This window comes from Oceanicoccus sp. (genome assembly GCF_029238675.1).
Lineage (GTDB): Bacteria > Pseudomonadota > Gammaproteobacteria > Pseudomonadales > Dasaniaceae > Oceanicoccus.
In genome coordinates this window covers 1-19,361 of sequence record NZ_JAQWFR010000016.1, presented here as the reverse complement: position 1 = coordinate 19,361, position 19,361 = coordinate 1, and the positions used below count along the sequence as shown (strand labels likewise).

At 47.8% G+C, this 19,361-nt stretch carries 19 protein-coding genes and 1 other RNA gene; 8 read left to right on the top strand and 12 right to left on the bottom strand.

What is annotated here, in order from left to right; genetic code table 11:
• Positions 1 to 5: 5 nt before the first annotated feature.
• Together P8H32_RS05255 and P8H32_RS05250 are read right to left on the bottom strand one after the other, a co-directional pair.
• Positions 6 to 485, bottom strand: a complete 480-nt coding sequence (locus P8H32_RS05255; protein WP_297290795.1) for a putative 4-hydroxy-4-methyl-2-oxoglutarate aldolase — start codon at positions 483 to 485, stop codon at positions 6 to 8.
• Positions 486 to 599: 114 nt separating this feature from the next.
• Positions 600 to 2,198 (bottom strand): isocitrate lyase, encoded by a 1,599-nt coding sequence (locus P8H32_RS05250; RefSeq protein WP_297290796.1) that lies wholly within the window; start codon positions 2,196 to 2,198, stop codon positions 600 to 602.
• 309 nt (positions 2,199 to 2,507) lie between these two features.
• Here P8H32_RS05250 and P8H32_RS05245 point away from each other — a divergent pair, with 309 nt between their 5' ends.
• Together P8H32_RS05245 and P8H32_RS05240 are read left to right on the top strand one after the other, a co-directional pair.
• On the top strand, positions 2,508 to 3,461 hold the full coding sequence (locus tag P8H32_RS05245; RefSeq protein WP_301088628.1) for a LysR family transcriptional regulator: 954 nt from the start codon (positions 2,508 to 2,510) through the stop codon (positions 3,459 to 3,461).
• Positions 3,462 to 3,703: 242 nt separating this feature from the next.
• Positions 3,704 to 5,863: a malate synthase G gene (locus P8H32_RS05240; protein WP_301088627.1), complete on the top strand. Its 2,160-nt coding sequence runs from the start codon at positions 3,704 to 3,706 to the stop codon at positions 5,861 to 5,863.
• A 62-nt stretch (positions 5,864 to 5,925) separates the two neighbouring features.
• On the opposite strand, the gene csrA is transcribed toward P8H32_RS05240, so the two are convergent.
• On the bottom strand, positions 5,926 to 6,198 hold the full coding sequence (csrA, locus tag P8H32_RS05235) for a carbon storage regulator CsrA (protein WP_301088626.1): 273 nt from the start codon (positions 6,196 to 6,198) through the stop codon (positions 5,926 to 5,928).
• A gap of 57 nt (positions 6,199 to 6,255) precedes the next feature.
• The gene (locus tag P8H32_RS05230; RefSeq protein ID WP_301088625.1) at positions 6,256 to 6,474 is read right to left on the bottom strand and encodes a helix-turn-helix transcriptional regulator; all 219 of its coding nucleotides are present in this window, start codon (positions 6,472 to 6,474) and stop codon (positions 6,256 to 6,258) included.
• A gap of 122 nt (positions 6,475 to 6,596) precedes the next feature.
• Here P8H32_RS05230 and P8H32_RS05225 point away from each other — a divergent pair, with 122 nt between their 5' ends.
• Together P8H32_RS05225 and P8H32_RS05220 are read left to right on the top strand one after the other, a co-directional pair.
• Complete coding sequence (locus tag P8H32_RS05225; RefSeq protein WP_301088624.1) at positions 6,597 to 7,241, top strand: helix-turn-helix transcriptional regulator; 645 nt, start codon at positions 6,597 to 6,599, stop codon at positions 7,239 to 7,241.
• A gap of 122 nt (positions 7,242 to 7,363) precedes the next feature.
• Positions 7,364 to 8,080 carry a YebC/PmpR family DNA-binding transcriptional regulator gene (locus P8H32_RS05220; protein ID WP_301088623.1) on the top strand — a complete coding sequence of 239 codons (717 nt, stop codon included), beginning with the start codon at positions 7,364 to 7,366 and terminating at the stop codon, positions 8,078 to 8,080.
• A gap of 68 nt (positions 8,081 to 8,148) precedes the next feature.
• Here P8H32_RS05220 and dapB read toward each other — a convergent pair whose 3' ends face one another.
• The 4 genes from dapB to grpE all read right to left on the bottom strand — a co-directional run bounded on the left by dapB (position 8,149) and on the right by grpE (position 12,982).
• Positions 8,149 to 8,955: a 4-hydroxy-tetrahydrodipicolinate reductase gene (dapB, locus tag P8H32_RS05215; protein WP_301088622.1), complete on the bottom strand. Its 807-nt coding sequence runs from the start codon at positions 8,953 to 8,955 to the stop codon at positions 8,149 to 8,151.
• Between the two features lie 75 nt (positions 8,956 to 9,030).
• Positions 9,031 to 10,164, bottom strand: coding sequence for a molecular chaperone DnaJ (gene dnaJ, locus P8H32_RS05210; protein ID WP_301088621.1), 1,134 nt, complete (start codon positions 10,162 to 10,164; stop codon positions 9,031 to 9,033).
• Between the two features lie 139 nt (positions 10,165 to 10,303).
• A complete protein-coding gene (gene dnaK / locus P8H32_RS05205; protein ID WP_301088620.1) occupies positions 10,304 to 12,232 on the bottom strand; it encodes a molecular chaperone DnaK in 1,929 nt (642 codons plus the stop codon).
• Positions 12,233 to 12,376: 144 nt separating this feature from the next.
• The gene (gene grpE, locus P8H32_RS05200; RefSeq protein ID WP_297292216.1) at positions 12,377 to 12,982 is read right to left on the bottom strand and encodes a nucleotide exchange factor GrpE; all 606 of its coding nucleotides are present in this window, start codon (positions 12,980 to 12,982) and stop codon (positions 12,377 to 12,379) included.
• A gap of 373 nt (positions 12,983 to 13,355) precedes the next feature.
• On the opposite strand from grpE, the gene recN reads away from it, so the two are divergent.
• Entirely contained in the window at positions 13,356 to 15,017 is a 1,662-nt protein-coding gene (gene recN / locus P8H32_RS05195; RefSeq protein ID WP_297292391.1) for a DNA repair protein RecN, read from the top strand.
• Between the two features lie 69 nt (positions 15,018 to 15,086).
• Here recN and fur read toward each other — a convergent pair whose 3' ends face one another.
• Entirely contained in the window at positions 15,087 to 15,500 is a 414-nt protein-coding gene (gene fur / locus P8H32_RS05190) for a ferric iron uptake transcriptional regulator (RefSeq protein ID WP_297292392.1), read from the bottom strand.
• Positions 15,501 to 15,572: 72 nt separating this feature from the next.
• Here fur and P8H32_RS05185 point away from each other — a divergent pair, with 72 nt between their 5' ends.
• On the top strand, positions 15,573 to 15,950 hold the full coding sequence (locus P8H32_RS05185) for an outer membrane protein assembly factor BamE (RefSeq protein ID WP_301088619.1): 378 nt from the start codon (positions 15,573 to 15,575) through the stop codon (positions 15,948 to 15,950).
• On the opposite strand, the gene P8H32_RS05180 is transcribed toward P8H32_RS05185, so the two are convergent.
• Genes P8H32_RS05180 through P8H32_RS05170 form a run of 3 tightly spaced genes read right to left on the bottom strand, consistent with a single transcriptional unit; the run spans position 15,947 to position 18,126 of the window.
• Positions 15,947 to 16,267: an RnfH family protein gene (locus P8H32_RS05180; protein WP_301088618.1), complete on the bottom strand. Its 321-nt coding sequence runs from the start codon at positions 16,265 to 16,267 to the stop codon at positions 15,947 to 15,949. The two genes, P8H32_RS05185 and P8H32_RS05180, sit on opposite strands and share 4 nt — an antisense overlap.
• A gap of 14 nt (positions 16,268 to 16,281) precedes the next feature.
• A complete protein-coding gene (locus P8H32_RS05175; protein WP_297292395.1) occupies positions 16,282 to 16,731 on the bottom strand; it encodes a type II toxin-antitoxin system RatA family toxin in 450 nt (149 codons plus the stop codon).
• Between the two features lie 12 nt (positions 16,732 to 16,743).
• A complete protein-coding gene (locus P8H32_RS05170) occupies positions 16,744 to 18,126 on the bottom strand; it encodes a sodium-dependent transporter (protein ID WP_301088617.1) in 1,383 nt (460 codons plus the stop codon).
• Between the two features lie 95 nt (positions 18,127 to 18,221).
• Between P8H32_RS05170 and smpB the strand changes: the two genes are divergently transcribed.
• Together smpB and ssrA are read left to right on the top strand one after the other, a co-directional pair.
• Positions 18,222 to 18,698 (top strand): SsrA-binding protein SmpB, encoded by a 477-nt coding sequence (gene smpB / locus P8H32_RS05165; RefSeq protein ID WP_085757404.1) that lies wholly within the window; start codon positions 18,222 to 18,224, stop codon positions 18,696 to 18,698.
• 266 nt (positions 18,699 to 18,964) lie between these two features.
• Positions 18,965 to 19,359: a transfer-messenger RNA gene (gene ssrA, locus P8H32_RS05160) on the top strand.
• Positions 19,360 to 19,361 lie beyond the last annotated feature (2 nt).

Genomic DNA, 19,361 nt, shown 5'->3' with positions numbered 1-19,361 from the left:
GTTAGCTATAGTAAAGATTGATCAGCAACGATAACACCGCTGCGATCAGCATAGATATATTGACCTGGCTGTATCTGTAAACCAGCAACATCTATGGTGACGTTAACTTCCCCCACACCTAGCTTTTCAGTTTTACGTGGAATAGCACCTAGCGCCACCACACCCATTTGCATGGTTTCAATTTCTTCTATGTCGCGAATATAACCATAGATCACAATGCCAGACCAGTCATTTTCAACTGCCAGTGTAACCAGCTGATCGCCCAGCAAAGAACGCCTTGGCGAACCACCTCCGTCAACGACCAATATGCGTCCTTTACCAGGAGTGCGTACCATTTCGCCCACCTTGGAATTGTCTTCAAAACATTTAACGGTAACCACTTCACCACCAAACTGGCGGATAGCCCCATAGTGTTTAAAAACCGGATCGGCTACCCGAACCGCATCACCATACTCATCACAAAGATCAGGAGTTGAGATTGTCATAGTAAACCACCTACTGTTTGTACTGGATGTTCACACCAGATAGCGTGAATAAAAAAGGCGGCCAATGGCCGCCTGTAAATACCGGGAAGGTATTAAAAATTTAACACAACACGATTAGCCAAACTGATTCATAGTGTTGTCTTTACCAGAAGCTTTTAGTGCAGCTTCACCAGCAAAGTATTCTTTGTGATCATCGCCCATATCGGAACCGGCCATGTTTTGGTGTTTAACACAGGCAATACCCTGACGGATTTCTTTGCGCTGTACACCTTTAACGTAACCCAACATACCCTGGTCACCGAAGTACTCTTTAGCCAGATTGTCAGTAGACAGGGCCGCAGTGTGGTAAGTAGGCAGAGTGATCAAGTGATGGAAGATACCGGCTTCACGGGCTGCATCAGCCTGGAAAGTACGGATCTTGTCATCAGCTGCTGCAGACAATTCTGAATCGTCATAGTCAGCGCTCATTAGGTTGTCACGATCGTAGCCAGAAACATCTTTACCTTCTTCAGTCCAGGCATCAAAAATCTGCTGACGGAAGTTTAAGGTCCAGTTAAATGATGGGCTGTTGTTGTAAACCAATTTCGCATCTGGAACCTGCTTTTTGATCTCATCCATCATGCCGCCGATTTGACGAACGTGTGGCTTTTCAGTTTCGATCCAGATTAAGTCAGCGCCGTTCTGCAAAGAAGTTACGCTATCAAGGATACAGCGAGCTTCACCGGTACCTTGTTTGAACTGGAACAAGTTAGAAGGTAGACGCTTGGGACGTAGTAGCTTGCCACCGCGATTGATAACAACATCGCCATTACCAAGATCGGCTGCGTCGATTTCATCACAATCTAAAAATGCGTTGTACTGGTCGCCTAAGTCGCCCGGCTCTTTAGTCACAGCGATTTGTTTGGTTAAGCCAGCACCCAAAGAGTCAGTACGTGCAACGATTACACCGTTGTCTACGCCAAGCTCAAGGAAGGCGTAACGAACAGCGCGGATTTTCGCAAGGAAGTCTTCGTGAGGAACGGTTACTTTACCGTCCTGGTGACCACACTGCTTCTCGTCAGATACCTGGTTTTCAATCTGGATACAGCAGGCACCAGCTTCAATCATTTGCTTAGCCATCAGGTAAGTCGCTTCAGCGTTACCAAAACCTGCATCGATATCAGCAATGATGGGCACAACGTGAGTTCTGTGATTATCAATTTTGTTTTGCGCTGCTTTTTCTGCAACCGTATCACCAGCTTCACGAGCCGCATCCACTTCGCGGAACAAACCGCCAAGCTCACGGGCATCAGCTTGACGCAAGAAGGTGTAAAGCTCACCGATCAAACCGGCAACCGAAGTTTTCTCGTGCATAGACTGATCAGGAAGAGGACCGAACTCGCTGCGCAAAGCCGCAACCATCCAGCCAGAAAGGTACAAGTAACGACGGTCAGTATTGCCTTCAAAATGCTTCTTGATAGAAATCATTTTCTGTTGTCCGATAAAACCGTGCCAGCAACCCAGTGACTGGGTGTACTTGGAGGTATCGTTATCATAAGCCTCCATATCGGCACGCATGATATCGGCGGTATATTTGGCAATATCCAAGCCATTTTTGAATTTGTTCTGAGCACGCATACGGGCTACAGACTCAGGGTTGATGGCGTTCCAGGAACTGCCATTGCTTTCGCAAAGGCTGGAAACCGCTGCGATATCGTTCGTGTAATCTGACATGATATATCCTCTAAAATCAGGGCTGTGTTGTGATGGTGTGGAGTCTATGGCTCGCACTACAATTTAGGAAATTTATAGTTCTTATCTTCAGCATTTCGATGGCGAATAGTGGCCTGATAATTCTGGAAAACACCCCACCCCCACACCTTGTCATTCCCGCGCAGGCGGGAATCCAGCCTGCGTGCTTATGCTGTTGTTTCCGCCTGCGCGGGAATGACAAGGTGTGGTCTCGGGAATCACGGTATAGAAAAACTAGAAATAAAACCAAAATCAAGCTAAATTATATCTTTTACCAATGGCATTTCTTCAATGAATATATCTCGCATCGACCTGAATTTATTGGTGTATTTGGATGTTTTACTGCGCGAGCAGAACGTCACCAAGGCCGCTGACCAGCTGGGGATTACCCAACCAGCAATGAGTAATAGCCTGCGCAGACTGCGGGATTTATTTAATGACCCCCTGCTGATCCGCACCAGCCAAGGTATGAGCCCGACTCAAAGAGCCCAGGAACTGCAACCCCAGGTCAGGGCCATCCTTAGCAATATCGAAAAAGCCGTACAGCCTTCCGCCGAGTTCAAACTGAAAGAGAGCGACCGGGTATTCCGGATTATGGCCAGTGACTATGCAGAGTCAACGCTGATACCGGCCCTGCTAACGGAGATCCGCCATATAGCCCCCAATATCCGCCTGGATATACTTACCCCCAGTGATGTGACTTTTCAAGACGTGGAAAAAGGCAAGGTCGACATGGCCATCAACCGGTTTGATTATTTGCCCCAATCCTTCCACCAGGTCAATGTGTGGCGAGATAATTTCACCTGCCTGATGAGCAAAGACAACCCCATTAAGGACGACTTCACCCTGGACAGTTATCTTAATGCCCACCATATCTGGGTCAGCAAAACCGGTATGGGTGTAGGAGTGGGCATGAACCCTACCGATACCCAACGACTAGGCTGGGTTGACGAGGCACTGGCTGAAATTGACCGAACCCGGCATATCCGGGTCTTTACCCGTCATTACCAGGTAGCCGCACTGCTAGCCGAGCAACCGGACCTGATTGCCACACTTCCCAAACAAGCAGCTCTGCTGCATACCAGACATGGCAGCCTGATTACCAGGCCTCCGCCCTTTCCTATTGTGCCGATCGAGTTAAATATGGCCTGGAGCCCCCTGCTGCACCACAACCCTGGGCACACCTGGCTACGCCGCTTAATTGTGGATGTTGCGCAGGCTATTGTTGAAAAGAGTAAAACCTGACGTCCCCTCGTCATTCCCGAAGAATATTCTGTCATTCCCGAAATATATTCTGTCATTCCCGCGCAGGCGGGAATCTACAGCGCTGGGTCCCCGCCTTCGCGGGGATGACGTTACTTTGCGGCATTGTTATTCACTAAGTTTATACCCAATATGAAAACGATAAATTCGCTAAATCTTTGACCTCCCAGTAAAATCCTCCCTCATTAAGCATCCCATTCAAGAACTTTTCTTAAGGTACCCACATGACTCAGCGCACCCAGCAGGGCGGCCTGCAAATCGCCGACGAACTCTTCAACCTTATTAACAACGATATTGCCCCCGGCACAGGTATTGAACCAGAACAGTTCTGGAGCGCACTTGAGCAGATCCTGAATGACCTTGGGCCCAAAAATAAAGCGCTATTAGACAAGCGGGATCAGTTACAGCGGCAAATTGATCAATGGCATCAGGCCAATGGTGCGGGCGATGCCGCAGCCTACAAAGCATTTTTAACCGAGATTGGTTATCTGGTACCTGAAGGCGAAGACTTTCAAATCACCACCGAAGGTGTTGAACCTGAAATCGCAACCCAGGCCGGCCCACAATTGGTTGTGCCGATTATGAATGCCCGCTTTGCCCTAAACGCAGCCAATGCTCGCTGGGGTAGTTTATATGATGCACTTTACGGCACCGACGTTATTCCAGAAGATGACGGTGCAGAAAAAACCGGTGCCTACAACCCTGTTCGCGGCGACAAAGTTATCGCCTATGGTCGCAATGTTTTAAATGATGCTACACCGCTTGCTGAAAGCTCCCACGATTCTGTTAGTCAATACAGCGTTGTTGATGCACAGCTACAGATCAAACTAACTGATGGCAGCACTACCGTATTAAGCGACCCAGCACAATTTATTGGCTATCAGGGCAATGCTGAAACCCCTGATGCGATTTTGTTAAAGCACAATAATTTGCATATCGAAATTCAAATCGACCGCAACCACCATATCGGCAAACACGATAGCGCCGGGGTTAAAGACATCCTGATGGAAGCTGCCCTTACCACCATTATGGATTGCGAAGATTCCGTTGCGGCAGTAGACGCTGAAGATAAGTCCGTTGCCTACCGCAACTGGCTGGGTTTAATGAAAGGCGACCTGGAAGAGAGCCTGGAAAAAGGCGGCAAGACTATTGTCCGTAAAATGAACTCTGACAGGGAATATACTGCAGCAGACGGCAGCGCCATAACCTTAAAAGGCCGCAGCATGTTGTTTGTTCGCAACGTCGGCCACTTGATGACCAACCCTGCCATTATCGATAAAGACGGTAACGAAATTCCTGAAGGTATTATGGACGGCATGGTAACCGCACTGGCGGCCATTCACGATCTAAAAGGCTCTGGCAGCTTAAAGAACTCCACCGCCAACAGCATTAATATTGTAAAACCCAAAATGCATGGCCCTGAAGAAGTAGCCTTTACCAATGAATTATTTGGCCGCATTGAAGATGCCCTTAAGCTACCTCGCAACACCTTAAAAGTCGGTATTATGGATGAAGAGCGTCGCACCTCTGTCAACCTGAAAGAGTGTATTCGCGCCGCCAAAGAGCGCGTGGTATTTATCAATACCGGCTTCCTGGATCGCACCGGTGATGAAATTCATACCAGTATGGAGGCGGGCCCGTTTGCCCCTAAAGCCCAGCTAAAAACCATGACCTGGATTGGCGCCTACGAAGACCAGAATGTAGACCTGGGCTTGGCCTGCGGCCTGCAAGGCAAAGCGCAAATCGGCAAAGGCATGTGGCCAGAGCCCGACAATATGACCAAGATGATGGAAGCCAAAATTGGCCATCCCAATGCAGGTGCCAATACCGCATGGGTACCATCACCCACGGCGGCTACCTTGCACGCCCTGCACTACCATCAGGTCAATGTGCCCAGCAAACAGGAACAATTAAAATCACGCACCCGTGCCAGTGTTGATGATATTTTGACTATCCCTTTATTGGGCGATCAAACCCTAAGCGCAGATATCATTCAAAAAGAATTGGATAATAACTGCCAGGGCATTCTCGGTTATGTCGTGCGCTGGGTAGACCAAGGTGTAGGTTGCTCAAAAGTACCTGACATTAACAACATTGGCCTGATGGAAGACCGGGCAACCTTGAGAATTTCCAGTCAGCATATTGCTAACTGGTTGCGCCACGGTATTTGCAGCCAAGAGCAGGTGGTGGAAACTTTAAAGCGCATGGCTTCCGTTGTTGACCAACAAAATGCCGGTGACCCTGCCTATATCAATATGGCTCCAGGCTTCGACACTATAGCTTTTGAAGCGGCCTGTGACCTGGTCCTTAAAGGTTGCGAGCAACCCAACGGCTATACCGAGCCGGTGTTACACCGCAAGCGCCTGGCTCTAAAGGCCCAGTAAACCAACCTTAAAAAACTAACGCCAGAAGCCGAATTATCTTCGACTTCTGGCGTTTTCAGTTCTCAGCAGTTACCTGATATTTCTTCAACGTCTTCAACGTCTTCAACCTCCCCAACCCCTTCTGTCTCTTCAGCCTCAACCTCTTCAGCTCCCCCAGCTTCCCGACGCACTCGCTCCATGGCTATACGTTGATAGATTTCTTCACGATGCACCTCAATATCTTTAGGCGCCTCAATACCCAGCTTGACCTGCATACCTTGCACATCCAGCACGGTTATTGAAATATCGTCGCTAATTCTGATTCTTTGACCGATAGACCTTGTTAATATCAGCATAATACTCTCCGTAGTGTTCCCTTATTAGCTTTGTGTAAATGGATTAAATGCAGCGGCTTACACTGCTTTGCCGTCGACAGGAAAGACATCATCCAGGGAGCAATTAGCCCCTGCTGAACGCAATGCCATTACAATTTTTTTGCAATTTTCTATGTCGGGTGTTCTGGTACCAAGTTCGTACATGCCGATGCGGCTTTGGCTCCAGCCACCACATAAAATACCCAGGCCCTTTTGGCTTAAACCTGCAGCCTTCCTGTAGCTGGCGATAAAGTTCATTACGTCCTCCCTGTAATAGACGGCCCTAATATATCACGAAGCGTGTGCTTTACAATAAATAATCTCATTATGTGATTTTATTTTTAATCACGCTCCGTGTTATTTCATGCTATATTTCACTTATGGAACTATCAGGACGTATCAAAGCCGCACGGCAGCATCTCTCCAAAACCCTTGGTCACAAGGTGTCACAGAAAGAATTAGCTAAGATGTGCGGTGACTGGAGCCAAAATCGTATCAGTAATTATGAGGCGGGTAGTCGTACAGCCTCAAATGCTGACTGCCTGACCATTGCCGAAACTACAGGTGTTCGCATTGAGTGGTTACAACTGGAAAGTGGCCCCATGTTGCAAAGCATGATTAAAGAAAACCCCAACACTTACACAATGAACCCGCCGGTCATTGAATGGGACGAAATCGACGATTTTCTCGCCAACCCAAGCAGTTTTGATTTAGTAAATAAAGTCATTTCACCCTTTACCGTTATTGACAAAAGGGCCTTTGCTATTGTGTTACCCCATAGCAGCACACACAAATATAGCCGCCCTAAAACCGCTGTTATTATTCCCATTGAAAAAGACCAAGACCTGACTGGCAAAGAAGTCATGTGCAGGGATAAAAGCACTGGGGAAAAAGCCTTAAGAATCTTTACCCGCGCATTGGGAACAATCAACCTGGTTGATCCAACGGAAGTGCTGCCACCAATTATCATGGCAGCCGACGGTGAAATAGAAATCATCGGTCAAGTTGCAATAACCTATGAATAGCCGCGTAATTTTGAAAACACCCTTATTTCAAAATATCACGTATTGACAGCACTAAAGGTTTTCTAAGATAAAGCTTATCTGTAAAATTTGCGCCTTATTGTCAGAAACAGTGGAAAATAATCATGGGCAGAGCCTATCAAAACCGTAAAGAGTCAATGGCCAAGACCTCAGATGCCAAAGCTAAGGTCTATAGCAAATATGGTCGTGAAATTTATGTTTGTGCCAAAGCAGGCGGTGTTGAACCCGATGGTAACCTGGCTCTTCGCGGCTTGATTGATCGCGCAAAGAAAGACCAGGTTCCTTCCCACGTTATTGAAAAGGCCATAGACAAAGCCAAAGGGGGTGGCGGAGAAGATTTTTCTACAGCTCGCTATGAAGGTTTTGGTCCCGGCGGCTGTATGGTCATCGTAGATTGCCTAACGGATAACCCCAACCGTACCTTTGGTGATGTACGCCAGTGCTTTACCAAGACTAAAACTAAAATCGGCACCCAGGGCAGCGTTAGCCATATGTTTGACCATAGCGCTATTTTTGTCTTTAGCGGTGACGATGAAGAAGGCGCCTTGGAAGCCTTAATGATGGCCGATGTCGATGTCAGCGATATTGAGTGCGAAGACGGCAAAATCACCGTTTTTGCCCCCAACACTGATTACTTCAAAGCCAAGCAAGCCCTGGCAGAAGCCATTGAGGGCATCGACTTTGATGTCGATGAAATCCAGTTTATCCCACAGAATACAGCGCCTTTGGCCGGTGATGATATTGCCTTGATGGATACTTTTTTGGACATGCTAAACGATTTGGACGATGTACAAAACGTCTTCCATAGCGCCGAAATATAATAGTGCCGAAATATAACCGACTCTATATATTTCTAAGGCCGCTAAATAACGGCCTTCTTGCTAAACAATCACTTAAACCCTAATACATCCTGCATATCAAACAGGCCGGTTTTTTGGGTAGCAACCCAAACCGCTGCGCGGATAGCACCGCGGCCAAAGCTCATTCTTGAGCTGGCTTTATGGCCAATCTCAATACGCTCGCCATCGGCCATATACATTACGGTATGGTCACCCACAACATCACCACCACGAATGGTGGCAAAACCAATTTCATTATTGGTTCTGGGGCCAACCTGACCTTCGCGGGAAAGTACTGCGACGTCTTTAAAATCACGACCATGACCTTCGGCCACCGCTTCGCCTAAACTTAAGGCAGTACCGGAGGGTGCATCCACTTTATGGCGATGGTGGGCCTCTACAATTTCTACATCGTAGTCATCACCCAAAATTGCAGCGGCTTCTTTGGCTAATTTAAAGCAAAGGTTAACGCCAGTACTAAAGTTGGTAGCCATGCAAATCGCAGATTGATTAGCGGCATCAGCAATCAGGGCTTTGTCTTCATCGGTGCAACCTGTGGTGCCGATAATCATTTTTTTACCGGCAGCAGAACAAACTTTGGCATTGGCTACGGTTGACGCCGGGGTGGTGAAATCTACCAGCACGTCAAAATCATTAATCACTGCATTAACATCGCCAACAATCGTTACGCCGTTTTTACCAAGGGCTGCTAACTCACCGGCATCAGCACCAATGGCCGGGCTTTCAGACCATTCGATAGCGGCGGTTAATTCAGCATTCGCATTTTGCTCAATCGCTTCGATCAGGGTTTTACCCATACGACCTGCGGCACCGGTGACTGCAATTTTTATTGTCATAATACTCTCTACGTAGGGTGGATTATAATCCACCATCACGATAATGGATTCCCGCCTTCGCGGGAATGACAGTAGTTAGATTTTCATATCATCAAAAAAGTTTTTAACACCTTCAAACCACGAGTTTTTACGCGGTGACTGGTTGCCTTCTTTTTCGAAGGATTCCTGCAACTCCTTAAACAGGTCTTTCTGGTGTTTGGTTAAATTAACCGGTGTTTCCAGAGTAACGCGACACAATAAGTCACCGGTTGAACCACCCCGTACAGGAGTTACACCTTTGCCACGCAAACGGAATAGTTTTCCGGTTTGCGTTTCAGCTGGAATTTTTAATTTAACACGACCATCCAGTGTTGGCACTTCAAGTTCGCCACCCAAAGAAGCATCGATAATGCTGATAGGTACTTCACAGTATAGATGCTTGCCATCACGTTCGAAGATTTTGTGCTCGCGCACATTCATCTGTACAAATAAATCACCCGGAGGGCCACCATCCGGACCTGCTTCACCTTCGCCGGTTAGACGAATACGGTCGCCGGTATCAACACCGGGCGGCACTTTAACCGAAAGGGTTTTAGTTTCTTCAATCAGGCCCTGGCCATGACAATTGTTACAAGGATCAGAAATAATCTTGCCCTTACCATGGCAGTTAGGGCAGGTTTGCTGCACCGAGAAAAAGCCCTGCTGCATCCGCACCTGGCCCACGCCACCGCAGGTCGTACAGGTTATCGGTTTGCTGCCTTTTTTGGCGCCGGAACCATCACAAACCTCACAGGACACCAAGGTTGGCACGCGAATTTTTACTTCAGTACCTTTAACCGCTTCATCTAAATCAATATCCAGATTGTAGCGTAGATCACTACCGCGGGCCGGGCCACGACTGCGGCCACCGCCACCTCCACCGCCAAACATGTCGCCAAATACATCACCAAAAATATCGCTGAAGTTACCAGCGCCACCACCAAAACCACCGGCTCCGCCATTGCCGCTTACAGCATCGTGACCATATTGATCATAGGCGCTACGCTTTTGGGCATCGGATAACACTTCATAAGCTTCAGAGGCTTCTTTAAATTTTTCTTCCGCTTCTTTGTTATCAGGGTTGCGATCAGGGTGGTGCTTCATCGCTACTCGGCGATAGGCTTTTTTGATATCTTTTTCAGAGGAATCCCGGTCTACACCGAGAATTTCATAGTAATCGCGCTTGGACATATATTATGGCTTCGTTGGTATTGGTATGACTAAATTTTTTAAACACAAACGCGGGAACTAGTCCCGCGTGTATAAAAACCACTGTCACTCCCGCGAAGGCGGGAGTCTAGGTTCCCGCCTTCGCGGGAACGACGATGAGTTACTTATTGTCTTCTTTAACTTCTTCAAACTCGGCATCAACAACGTCGTCGCCTGCGGCGCCATCGTCTTGCTGTGCTTCAGCACCGCCTTCCGCCTGTGCTTGAGCTGCTTGCTCTTCATACATCTTTTGAGCCAGTGGACCAGAAGCTTCAGTTAGTTTTTGCGTTGCTGCTTCCATCGCTGCTTTATCGTCGCCAGCTACCACTTCTTCGGCTTCTTTAACCGCAGTTTCAATGGCTGCTTTCTCTTCAGCAGAAGCTTTGTCACCGGCTTCTTCTAAAGTTTTCTTAGTAGCATTAATTAAGCCTTCCAGAGTATTACGGGCAGTGACTAATTCTTCAAACTGCTTATCGGCTTCAGCGTTAGCTTCGGCATCCTGTACCATTGACTCGATTTCATCATCCGATAAACCGGAAGAAGCGGTAATACGGATAGACTGTTCTTTACCTGTCGCCTTATCTTTTGCACCTACATGCAAGATACCGTTGGCATCCAAATCAAAGGTTACTTCGATTTGTGGCATACCGCGTGGTGACGGCGGAATGTCTGCCAAGTCAAAACGACCCAGTGATTTGTTACCAGAGGCTTGTTTACGCTCACCCTGAACAACATGGATGGTAACAGCTGATTGATTGTCTTCAGCGGTTGAGAAAATCTGCGATTTCTTAGTAGGAATCGTGGTGTTTTTCTCAATCAATGCCGTGGCAACACCACCCATTGTTTCGATACCTAAAGTTAGGGGTGTTACGTCTAACAGCAATACGTCTTTAACGTCGCCGCTTAATACACCGCCTTGAATCGCTGCGCCCATGGCAACCGCTTCATCAGGGTTAACATCTTTACGTGGCTCTTTACCAAAGAACTCAGCAACCTTAGCTTGTACTAAAGGCATACGCGTCTGGCCACCAACCAGAATAACATCGTCGATTTCGCTGGTAGAAAGGTCGGCATCTTGTAACGCCACTTTTAATGGCTCTAAAGATTTAGCAACCAGGTCTTCAACCAAAGACTCCAGCTTGGCACGAGTCATTTTTACAACCAAGTGCTTAGGACCTGAAGCATCGGCAGTAATGTATGGCAGGTTAACTTCAGTTTGCTGTGAAGAAGACAATTCGATCTTGGCTTTTTCCGCAGCTTCTTTTAAACGCTGCATCGCCAGTGGATCACCTTTAAGATCCATACTGTTTTCTTTCTGGAATTCTTCTGCCAGATAATCAATTAAACGTAAGTCGAAATCTTCACCACCCAGGAAAGTATCACCGTTGGTAGACAGTACTTCGAACTGGTGTTCGCCATCGACTTCTGCAATTTCAATAACAGAAATATCAAAAGTACCGCCACCTAAATCGTATACCGCGATAGTGTGGTCGCCTTTAGCTTTGTCCATACCGTAGGCTAGTGCCGCAGCGGTTGGCTCGTTGATAATACGTTTTACTTCGAGACCTGCGATTTTACCGGCATCTTTAGTGGCCTGACGCTGTGAGTCATTGAAGTAAGCAGGAACGGTAACGACCGCTTCTGTGACTGGCTCACCAAGATATTCTTCAGCGGTCTTTTTCATTTTCATCAGGATTTCAGCAGACACCTGTGGCGGTGCCATTTGCTCACCGCGAGCTTCAACCCATGCGTCGCCATTGTCGGCGGCGGAAATGGTGTAAGGAACCATAGCGATATCTTTTTGCACAACATCGTCTTTAAATTTACGACCGATTAAACGCTTAACCGCATACAAAGTGTTAGTAGGGTTGGTAACGGCCTGGCGCTTGGCGCTCTGGCCTACCAGGATTTCACCATCATCGGTGTAACCAATGATTGAAGGGGTGGTGCGATCGCCTTCAGCATTCTCAATGATCTTGCTGCTGTCGCCGTCTAGTACAGCAACACATGAGTTTGTGGTGCCTAAATCGATACCGATGATTTTACCCATTGTTCTTTCTCCAGTTTTCAACTGGCCGCTAAGGCCAATCAATGCTTTAAATTCAGTTGTTTGTATAAATTGTTTCGTTAGATGATTCTGTATATTGGTGCGAATTTGATCATTTCAAGTCCACACCGGCTATGTGCTTACTATTTATGCGTTTTCGTCGATAGAACCGGCTGCAGCCTTGGATACCATCACCATGGCTGGGCGCAATAGGCGCTCATTCAAGGTATAGCCTTTCTGCATCACCAGTGTGACGGTGTTAGGTTCCACGTCGGGGTTTTCTACCATCGACATCGCCTGATGAAACTGCGGGTCGAAGGGTTCGCCAACCGGGTCTAGCTGCTTAACATTAAATTTGGCCAGTGCATCAACCAGCGTTTTTTGCGTTAACTCAACGCCTTCAGCCAGAGGCTTAACGGCTTCGTTATCCGTATCAGCGGCTTCCAGAGCGCGCTCAAGATTATCGGCAACACCCAATAATTCAGAGGCAAATTTTTCCAGGGCGAATTTGCGCGCCTTATCGATCTCACCTTCGGCACGACGCTTGATATTCTGGGCATCAGCCAGGGTTCTCAGGGCGTCGTCTTTGGTTTTTGTCAATTCGTCTTGAAGTGCCTCAATTTGAGCTTCAGGGCCTGGACCCTCTTCAGCGGCTTGCGCAACCTCTTCTGTGGCTTGCGTTTCTTCAACAAGCTCCTCTGTTGACTGCTCAGCGCTTTCAAGATCAGGGTTAATGGTTTCTTCGTTGGACACTGCGTTCTCCGGTTTTTACTGTCTGGCCAATATCTTCACTGACCTGCTATATGGGGGCATAGCAAGGCAATTCAAGGGAAATAATTAAGGAGTTATTACAGAATTGATTTTTACATATAATTCAATGACTTAAATTAAGTAAAAGCGGTGAGAATTATGACTTTTTCAGGGCCACGCTGAGGGTTTGTGCGGTGATATCCACCATCGGGATAAACTGCTCATAGAGCATAGGAGTGGGCCGATAACACCTGGTATCAGCGCAGCCTGGATTCCCGCCTGCGCGGGAATGACACAGGCTTGAAAAAGGCACTGGACAAACCACTGTATATACAACCATAATACTGTACAAATAAACAGATAATGGAAAGCAGCCATGTTAGTCGATCTCAGTGTGAATAACTTTGCCATTGCCTCCGAACTTGAGATGGAATTTAATCGGGGTATGACCGTAATTACCGGCGAAACCGGTGCCGGTAAATCGATTATGCTGGATGCACTGGGGCTGGCACTGGGCGATAGAGCGGATGCTGGCATAGTCCGCAGCGGCACAGAACGCGCCGACATCCATGCGCGTTTTGATATTTCCGATATCAAAGACGCCACAAGCTGGCTGCAAGAACATGACTTACTGGATGGCAGCGATTGCCTGCTTCGTCGAGTCATTACCAAAGAAGGCCGCTCTCGCGGTTATATCAATGGCCGCCCTGTCACCCTGCAAGACCTAAAATCTCTTGGCGAAATGCTGATTGATATTCATAGCCAGCACGCCCACCAATCATTGCTTAAAAAAGACCAGCAACGCCGCCTGCTCGATGAATTTGCGGGACTAGGTGACAGTACCGCTAACTTGAAAATCATTGCTAAACAATTTCAACAAACACAACAGCGGCTCAATACACTAGAGTGCAACCGCACCGAGCAAAGCGCTCGGGCTCAACTGCTAGGTTATCAGGTTGATGAACTGAATAACCTTGAACTCATCGATGGCGAACTGGAAAAATTAGAGCAAGAACAAAAACAACTCGCCAATGGTGAACAGATTCAGCAAGCTTGCCAGCACACAATCGCTCTTTGCAGTGAAGGCGAACTGAACGTGGTTAGTATTTTAAATCAGGCCCTGCGCTCACTAGGTGATATTCCCGTTAAAAGCCAATCACTCGATGAAGCGTCGCAATTATTAAGTAGCGCATTGATCCAAGCCGAAGAAGCCAATAACGAACTGCAACATCACTTGGATAGCTTTGAGCTGGACCCAGAGCGTTTACATGTTGTAGAGAATCGCCTTAGCACCGTCTATGACATCGCCCGCAAGCACCATATTCAACCGACGCAATTGCCTGAATTACACCAGGGCCTGCAAGATGAATTGACCAGTATTGCAGGTAGTGATGAAGAAATTGAGCAACTGCAACAGCAGCTTGCCGAGACAGAACAACAATACCAACAGCTAGCTGCGAAGCTTAGCAAGAAGCGTAAAACTGCTGCTAAAAAGTTACAGAAACAAGTGGAAGCTCAGCTAGAACAGCTCGCTATGGCTAACTGTAGTTTTAGTATTGATCTGGCAGCCCGAACTGATAATGCACCTCATGCTAACGGCAATGAAGATATTGCCTTTTTAGTTAGCACAAACCCGGGGCAGGAACCTGCGGCTCTTTCCAAAATTGCTTCAGGTGGTGAGCTATCCAGAATCAGCCTCGCCATTCAGGTGATTACTGCCAAAACCAGTGCCATACCTACCCTGGTATTTGATGAAGTCGATGTGGGTATTGGTGGTGCGGTAGCTGAGGTGGTGGGTAACTTACTACAGGAGCTGGGTGATCGCGGGCAGGTATTATGCGTAACCCACCAGGCTCAAGTGGCCTCCAAAGGGCACCAGCATCTTTATGTCAGCAAAACCGCCAGCAAGAAAAGCGTTAGTACCAAGCTGGAGCAGCTTAGCGACAAAAAGAAAATTGAGGAAATTGCTCGCATGCTGGGGGGGATTGCGATTACCGATCAGTCCCTGGCCCACGCTAAGGAGATGTTGTCGCACTAACCGCCCGTCATTCCCGCCCCCGACAAATGCACTCGGGGGCGGGAATGACGGAGGGTTTTTGGAATAGGGTTATTTTTTGGGTTTTACGTAAAGCACCAAACTATGGTCAACAATCTCAAAACCCTGCTCTTCGGCCAGTTGATGCTGGCGCTGCTCAATCACATCGTCAACAAACTCAATAACCTGATTGGTTTCAAGACAAACCATATGGTCATGGTGATCACCTTTGGCCATTTCGAAGACAGAATGGCCACCTTCAAAGTTATGACGCACCACTAAACCTGCGGTTTCAAACTGGGTTAATACCCGGTAAACCGTGGCCAGACCCACATCTTCACCCGCTTCCAGCAGCGACTTGTACACATCCTCAGCACTCAGATGATGATTGTCCTCTTCTGCCTGCTCCATTAGCTGCAAAATCTTTACCCTTGGCAAAGTGACTTTTAAGCCCGCTTTCCGTAGTTCCTGATTTTCCACTGCCATATTGAAGACCGCCTTAGCGTTAAAGAATTGTTTGGGGTATTATCCACGTCACAGTAATAGAGTGAAAGCCAAATGCCAAAATATATTTTTATTGTCGCCCTGCTTGCCATCAGCAGCCTGCTTGGGGCCTGTAGTACCCTGCAATTTCCAGGGGTATATAAAATCACCGTTGAACAGGGGAATGTCATCACCCAGGAAATGGTCGACCAGCTAAAGCCCGGTATGTCTAAAGACCAGGTAGAATATATTATGGGTAGCCCGCTAATTAAAGACTCTTTTAATGCCAAGCGCTGGGATTATATCTATAACATCCGACGTGGTGACGAGCTGCACAAAGAACAACGAATGACCATCTTCTTTAAAGCCGATAGGCTGGATTACTTCACTGGTGATTTTGTCCCTACGGCAATTACCGAGCAAGCACAGCAGTCTGCTGAAAAAGAAGGCTAAGACTCTTTAGCCGCTTTTTTTTCTGCTTTAACCTTAGCCGCCCGCGCCTTGCGTACCTCTTTAGGGTCGGCGATTAACGGACGATAAATCTCAACACGATCCCCCGCCTTAACCAGCTCCTGTTTTGGTTTGGGTACTGCTTTACCAAAAACACCCATTTTTGCCGAGGCTAAATCCAAATCCGAAAATTGACCGGCAATCCCGGACTCTTCAGCCGCACCATAGACCGTAGTGCCTTCCGCGACTTCAAGCGCAATAATCTGCTGTTTATTGGGCAAGGCGTAAGACACCTCGACATTAATCATCTCATCGCTCATAGGAACTTAACTCGTTACTCACTCTGGTGTAAATCATGGGCTCTTTTAACCAGGGCATCTACCAAATTATCTGCCATGGGATTAAACAAGGTTTTGGCCGCCATGTTTAATAGCTTATTTGTTATTGTAAACCTGAGCTCTAAGCTTACCTTGCAGGCAGAATCACTCAAGGGCTGAACTGTCCAAATCCCGGCAAAATCATCAAAAGGGCCATCAACCAGGGCCATCTTAACGGTTGTCGGTCGCTGCAAACGATTGCGGGTGGTCAGGCTATGACGCAAACCCGCCTTGGATAAATCCAGCCGGGCCTCCATAAACTCACCCTGCTCATCCTCACCCTGCGCTAATATCTCGGTGCCGACACAGCCATCCATATACTGGGGATAGGCAGAGATATCATTGATTAACGTATAGACTCTATCCGCCGCATAAGGCAATAAGGCACTGCGATTAATGTCGGTCATAGCTCAATACCTTTATTCAATAAACAGGTTTTTTAGCCATGGGGAAAGTGACCATAAAAACACCACTAACACACCGGGCGCGGCAATATACCGCAAAAGCCAATGCCAAAGCGAAAAAATCTGCCGGCTTTCAACATATAATTCATCACGCAGAACTTCTTTGCGCATCACCCAGCCGACAAAGATTGCCGTCATGAAACCACCCACCGGCAACATCAAATTAGCCGTCACAAAATCCAGAAAGCTAAACACCGACATGCCAAACAGGTCGATATCCTGCCAGATATTAAAGGAGAAAATCGTCGCCAGGCCCAGTAACCAAACCACTAACACCATCACCACAGCGGCGACGGGTCGCCACCAGCGAAACTGCTGTGCCAGCCAGACAGTGGCGGGCTCAAGCAGGGCAACGCCGGAGGTTATTGCTGCCAATGAAACCATCACAAAAAACAGCGCACCAAAATAATTGCCGTAAATCATATTACCAAAGCCATAGGGCATGGCCACAAACATTAACCCCGGCCCCATAGCCGGTGCCATATTTAAGCTAAATACTAAGGGGAAAATGGCCAAACCGGCCAACACAGACACTAGTGTATCCATCAACACCACAGTCGAAACCATACCAGTAATCGAACGCTGGTCAGGCACATAGGCACCGTAGGCCATCATCGCCCCCACCCCAATACTCAAAGTAAAAAAGGCATGACCCAAAGCATCGAGTAAGGCTTGCTGATTTAACGCTGAAAAATCTGGCTGAAATAGAAACTCAGCGGCAGCTTTAAAATCACCCACTTGAGAGCTGTAAATCGCCAGGGCAATAAGCATAACAAGCAACAGCGGTATTAATAAGCGAGCCGCTACAGAGATACCTTTGCGGACACCCAGGGCCACGACTAATAAAATACTTAAAAGGAAAAACGCCTGCCACTGCATCAGCAAAGCCGGAGCCGCCAATAGATTGTTAAACATATCCCCCGACAACTGGGCACTGGCGGCAACAAACTCTCCTCCTAACAGCTTACCCACATAGGCAAAGCTCCAGCCAGCGATCACACTGTAATAAGACAGCACCAATAAACCCGCAATACAACCCAACCAGCCGATCAGCTGCCAGGATGATGAGGCTCCAGCCTCAAGGCTCACATCCTGCATTGTGCTCACAGGGTTAGACCGACCGCGACTGCCCAACACCACCTCGGCAATCATTACCGGCATCGCCACCACCACAATGCAGATTAAATAGGCCAATACAAAGGCCGCGCCGCCATTCTCACCAGCGAGGTAAGAAAACTTCCAAAGATTACCCAAACCGATAGTCGCGCCAGTGGTTGCCGCCACAAACGACCAACTGCGACGCCACCCCCGGCGCCTGGATTTATAATGATTATTCATTTAGCTTTTTATTCAATCTTTTTTAGTCGATATGAAGCCTCTTTTTAACCCAGACCATTACGCTTTACCAGCGACAACCGCTATAATGCGCCGCTATGGGCAAAAAGAAACCGAAACAATCCAGCAATACTATCGCGCAGAACAAAAAAGCGCGACATGACTATCACCTTGAACAGAAGTTTGAGGCGGGCGTTCAGCTGCAAGGCTGGGAAGTCAAAAGCCTGCGCATGGGCGAAATACAGATTACCGATACCTATGTGTTAATGAAGGACGGTGAAGCTTTTTTGCTGGGCGCTCATATCAACCCATTAAAAACCGTTTCCACTCACTACGTTACCGACCCCACCCGCACCCGCAAATTACTGCTGAATAAAAGGGAGCTAGCCAGACTACTGGAAGCAACCCAGCAAGATGGCCGTACCTGTGTCTGTACCGCTCTGTACTGGAAGGGCCACTTAGTCAAAGCTGAAATCTGTATTGCCAAAGGTAAACAGCAGCACGATAAGCGCCAGGCAGAGAAGAACAAGGATTGGGATAAGCAAAAGCAGCGGATTATGCGCCACCCCAATTAACTCCCGAACAGCCCTCAAAAATATTTATTTACAGCGTTTTTTAAAGTCATAAATCCTCTAATGGCACAGTTGAAATCCCGTCAAAGTACGCCATATTTAAAGAGGTACTTGTTACCGTGATTGCCCTCCTATAGGAGAGCCTGGGGTGCGGACCAGCGCGAGGCTGGCCGCACCCTTTGTACATTTATGGTTATTTTCCGCTAAATCCTCCCATCCGCTACCTATGCATCATCAGCAGGTGTACAATTACCTTGTTCACAAGTTTCGGGGCCGATTTGGATTCGACGCCGGTTACAAAACTTATGTGTGCATGCCGTGATGGTAGCCAATCACGTAAATCCAAAGCTGCAAACTATTAGTTGCCAACGATGACAACTACGGTGCTCAACTAGCTGCGTAAGTAGCTTTTTGTTGTACCTTCTAGTGGATGCGTCCGCTAGCGGCCTTTAGCAAGGTGCCAGTACCGCGCTAATGTCCGTCACTCAGAACTGGATCGTTGTGAAGCCGCGCCTGAGGTGGATCTGCTAAACATTAATCAGGATCGCCAATTTCGTCCTGCCCGTCGGGCTGAATGCGGCTAAATTAATTGACGGAATCTAAGCATGTAGAGCGCTAAGCAGCGGACTGACGGACGCGGGTTCAATTCCCGCCGGCTCCACCAAA

Bases quoted from the DNA above. Each gene is read 5' to 3' on its own strand.
- P8H32_RS05255 (WP_297290795.1), bottom strand. From the start codon at position 485: ATGACAATCTCAACTCCTGATCTTTGTGATGAGTATGGTGATGCGGTT.
- P8H32_RS05250 (WP_297290796.1), bottom strand. From the start codon at position 2,198: ATGTCAGATTACACGAACGATATCGCAGCGGTTTCCAGCCTTTGCGAA.
- P8H32_RS05245 (WP_301088628.1), top strand. From the start codon at position 2,508: ATGAATATATCTCGCATCGACCTGAATTTATTGGTGTATTTGGATGTT.
- P8H32_RS05240 (WP_301088627.1), top strand. From the start codon at position 3,704: ATGACTCAGCGCACCCAGCAGGGCGGCCTGCAAATCGCCGACGAACTC.
- csrA (WP_301088626.1), bottom strand. From the start codon at position 6,198: ATGCTGATATTAACAAGGTCTATCGGTCAAAGAATCAGAATTAGCGAC.
- P8H32_RS05230 (WP_301088625.1), bottom strand. From the start codon at position 6,474: ATGAACTTTATCGCCAGCTACAGGAAGGCTGCAGGTTTAAGCCAAAAG.
- P8H32_RS05225 (WP_301088624.1), top strand. From the start codon at position 6,597: ATGGAACTATCAGGACGTATCAAAGCCGCACGGCAGCATCTCTCCAAA.
- P8H32_RS05220 (WP_301088623.1), top strand. From the start codon at position 7,364: ATGGGCAGAGCCTATCAAAACCGTAAAGAGTCAATGGCCAAGACCTCA.
- dapB (WP_301088622.1), bottom strand. From the start codon at position 8,955: ATGACAATAAAAATTGCAGTCACCGGTGCCGCAGGTCGTATGGGTAAA.
- dnaJ (WP_301088621.1), bottom strand. From the start codon at position 10,164: ATGTCCAAGCGCGATTACTATGAAATTCTCGGTGTAGACCGGGATTCC.
- dnaK (WP_301088620.1), bottom strand. From the start codon at position 12,232: ATGGGTAAAATCATCGGTATCGATTTAGGCACCACAAACTCATGTGTT.
- recN (WP_297292391.1), top strand. From the start codon at position 13,356: ATGTTAGTCGATCTCAGTGTGAATAACTTTGCCATTGCCTCCGAACTT.
- fur (WP_297292392.1), bottom strand. From the start codon at position 15,500: ATGGCAGTGGAAAATCAGGAACTACGGAAAGCGGGCTTAAAAGTCACT.
- P8H32_RS05185 (WP_301088619.1), top strand. From the start codon at position 15,573: ATGCCAAAATATATTTTTATTGTCGCCCTGCTTGCCATCAGCAGCCTG.
- P8H32_RS05180 (WP_301088618.1), bottom strand. From the start codon at position 16,267: ATGAGCGATGAGATGATTAATGTCGAGGTGTCTTACGCCTTGCCCAAT.
- P8H32_RS05175 (WP_297292395.1), bottom strand. From the start codon at position 16,731: ATGACCGACATTAATCGCAGTGCCTTATTGCCTTATGCGGCGGATAGA.
- P8H32_RS05170 (WP_301088617.1), bottom strand. From the start codon at position 18,126: ATGAATAATCATTATAAATCCAGGCGCCGGGGGTGGCGTCGCAGTTGG.
- smpB (WP_085757404.1), top strand. From the start codon at position 18,222: ATGGGCAAAAAGAAACCGAAACAATCCAGCAATACTATCGCGCAGAAC.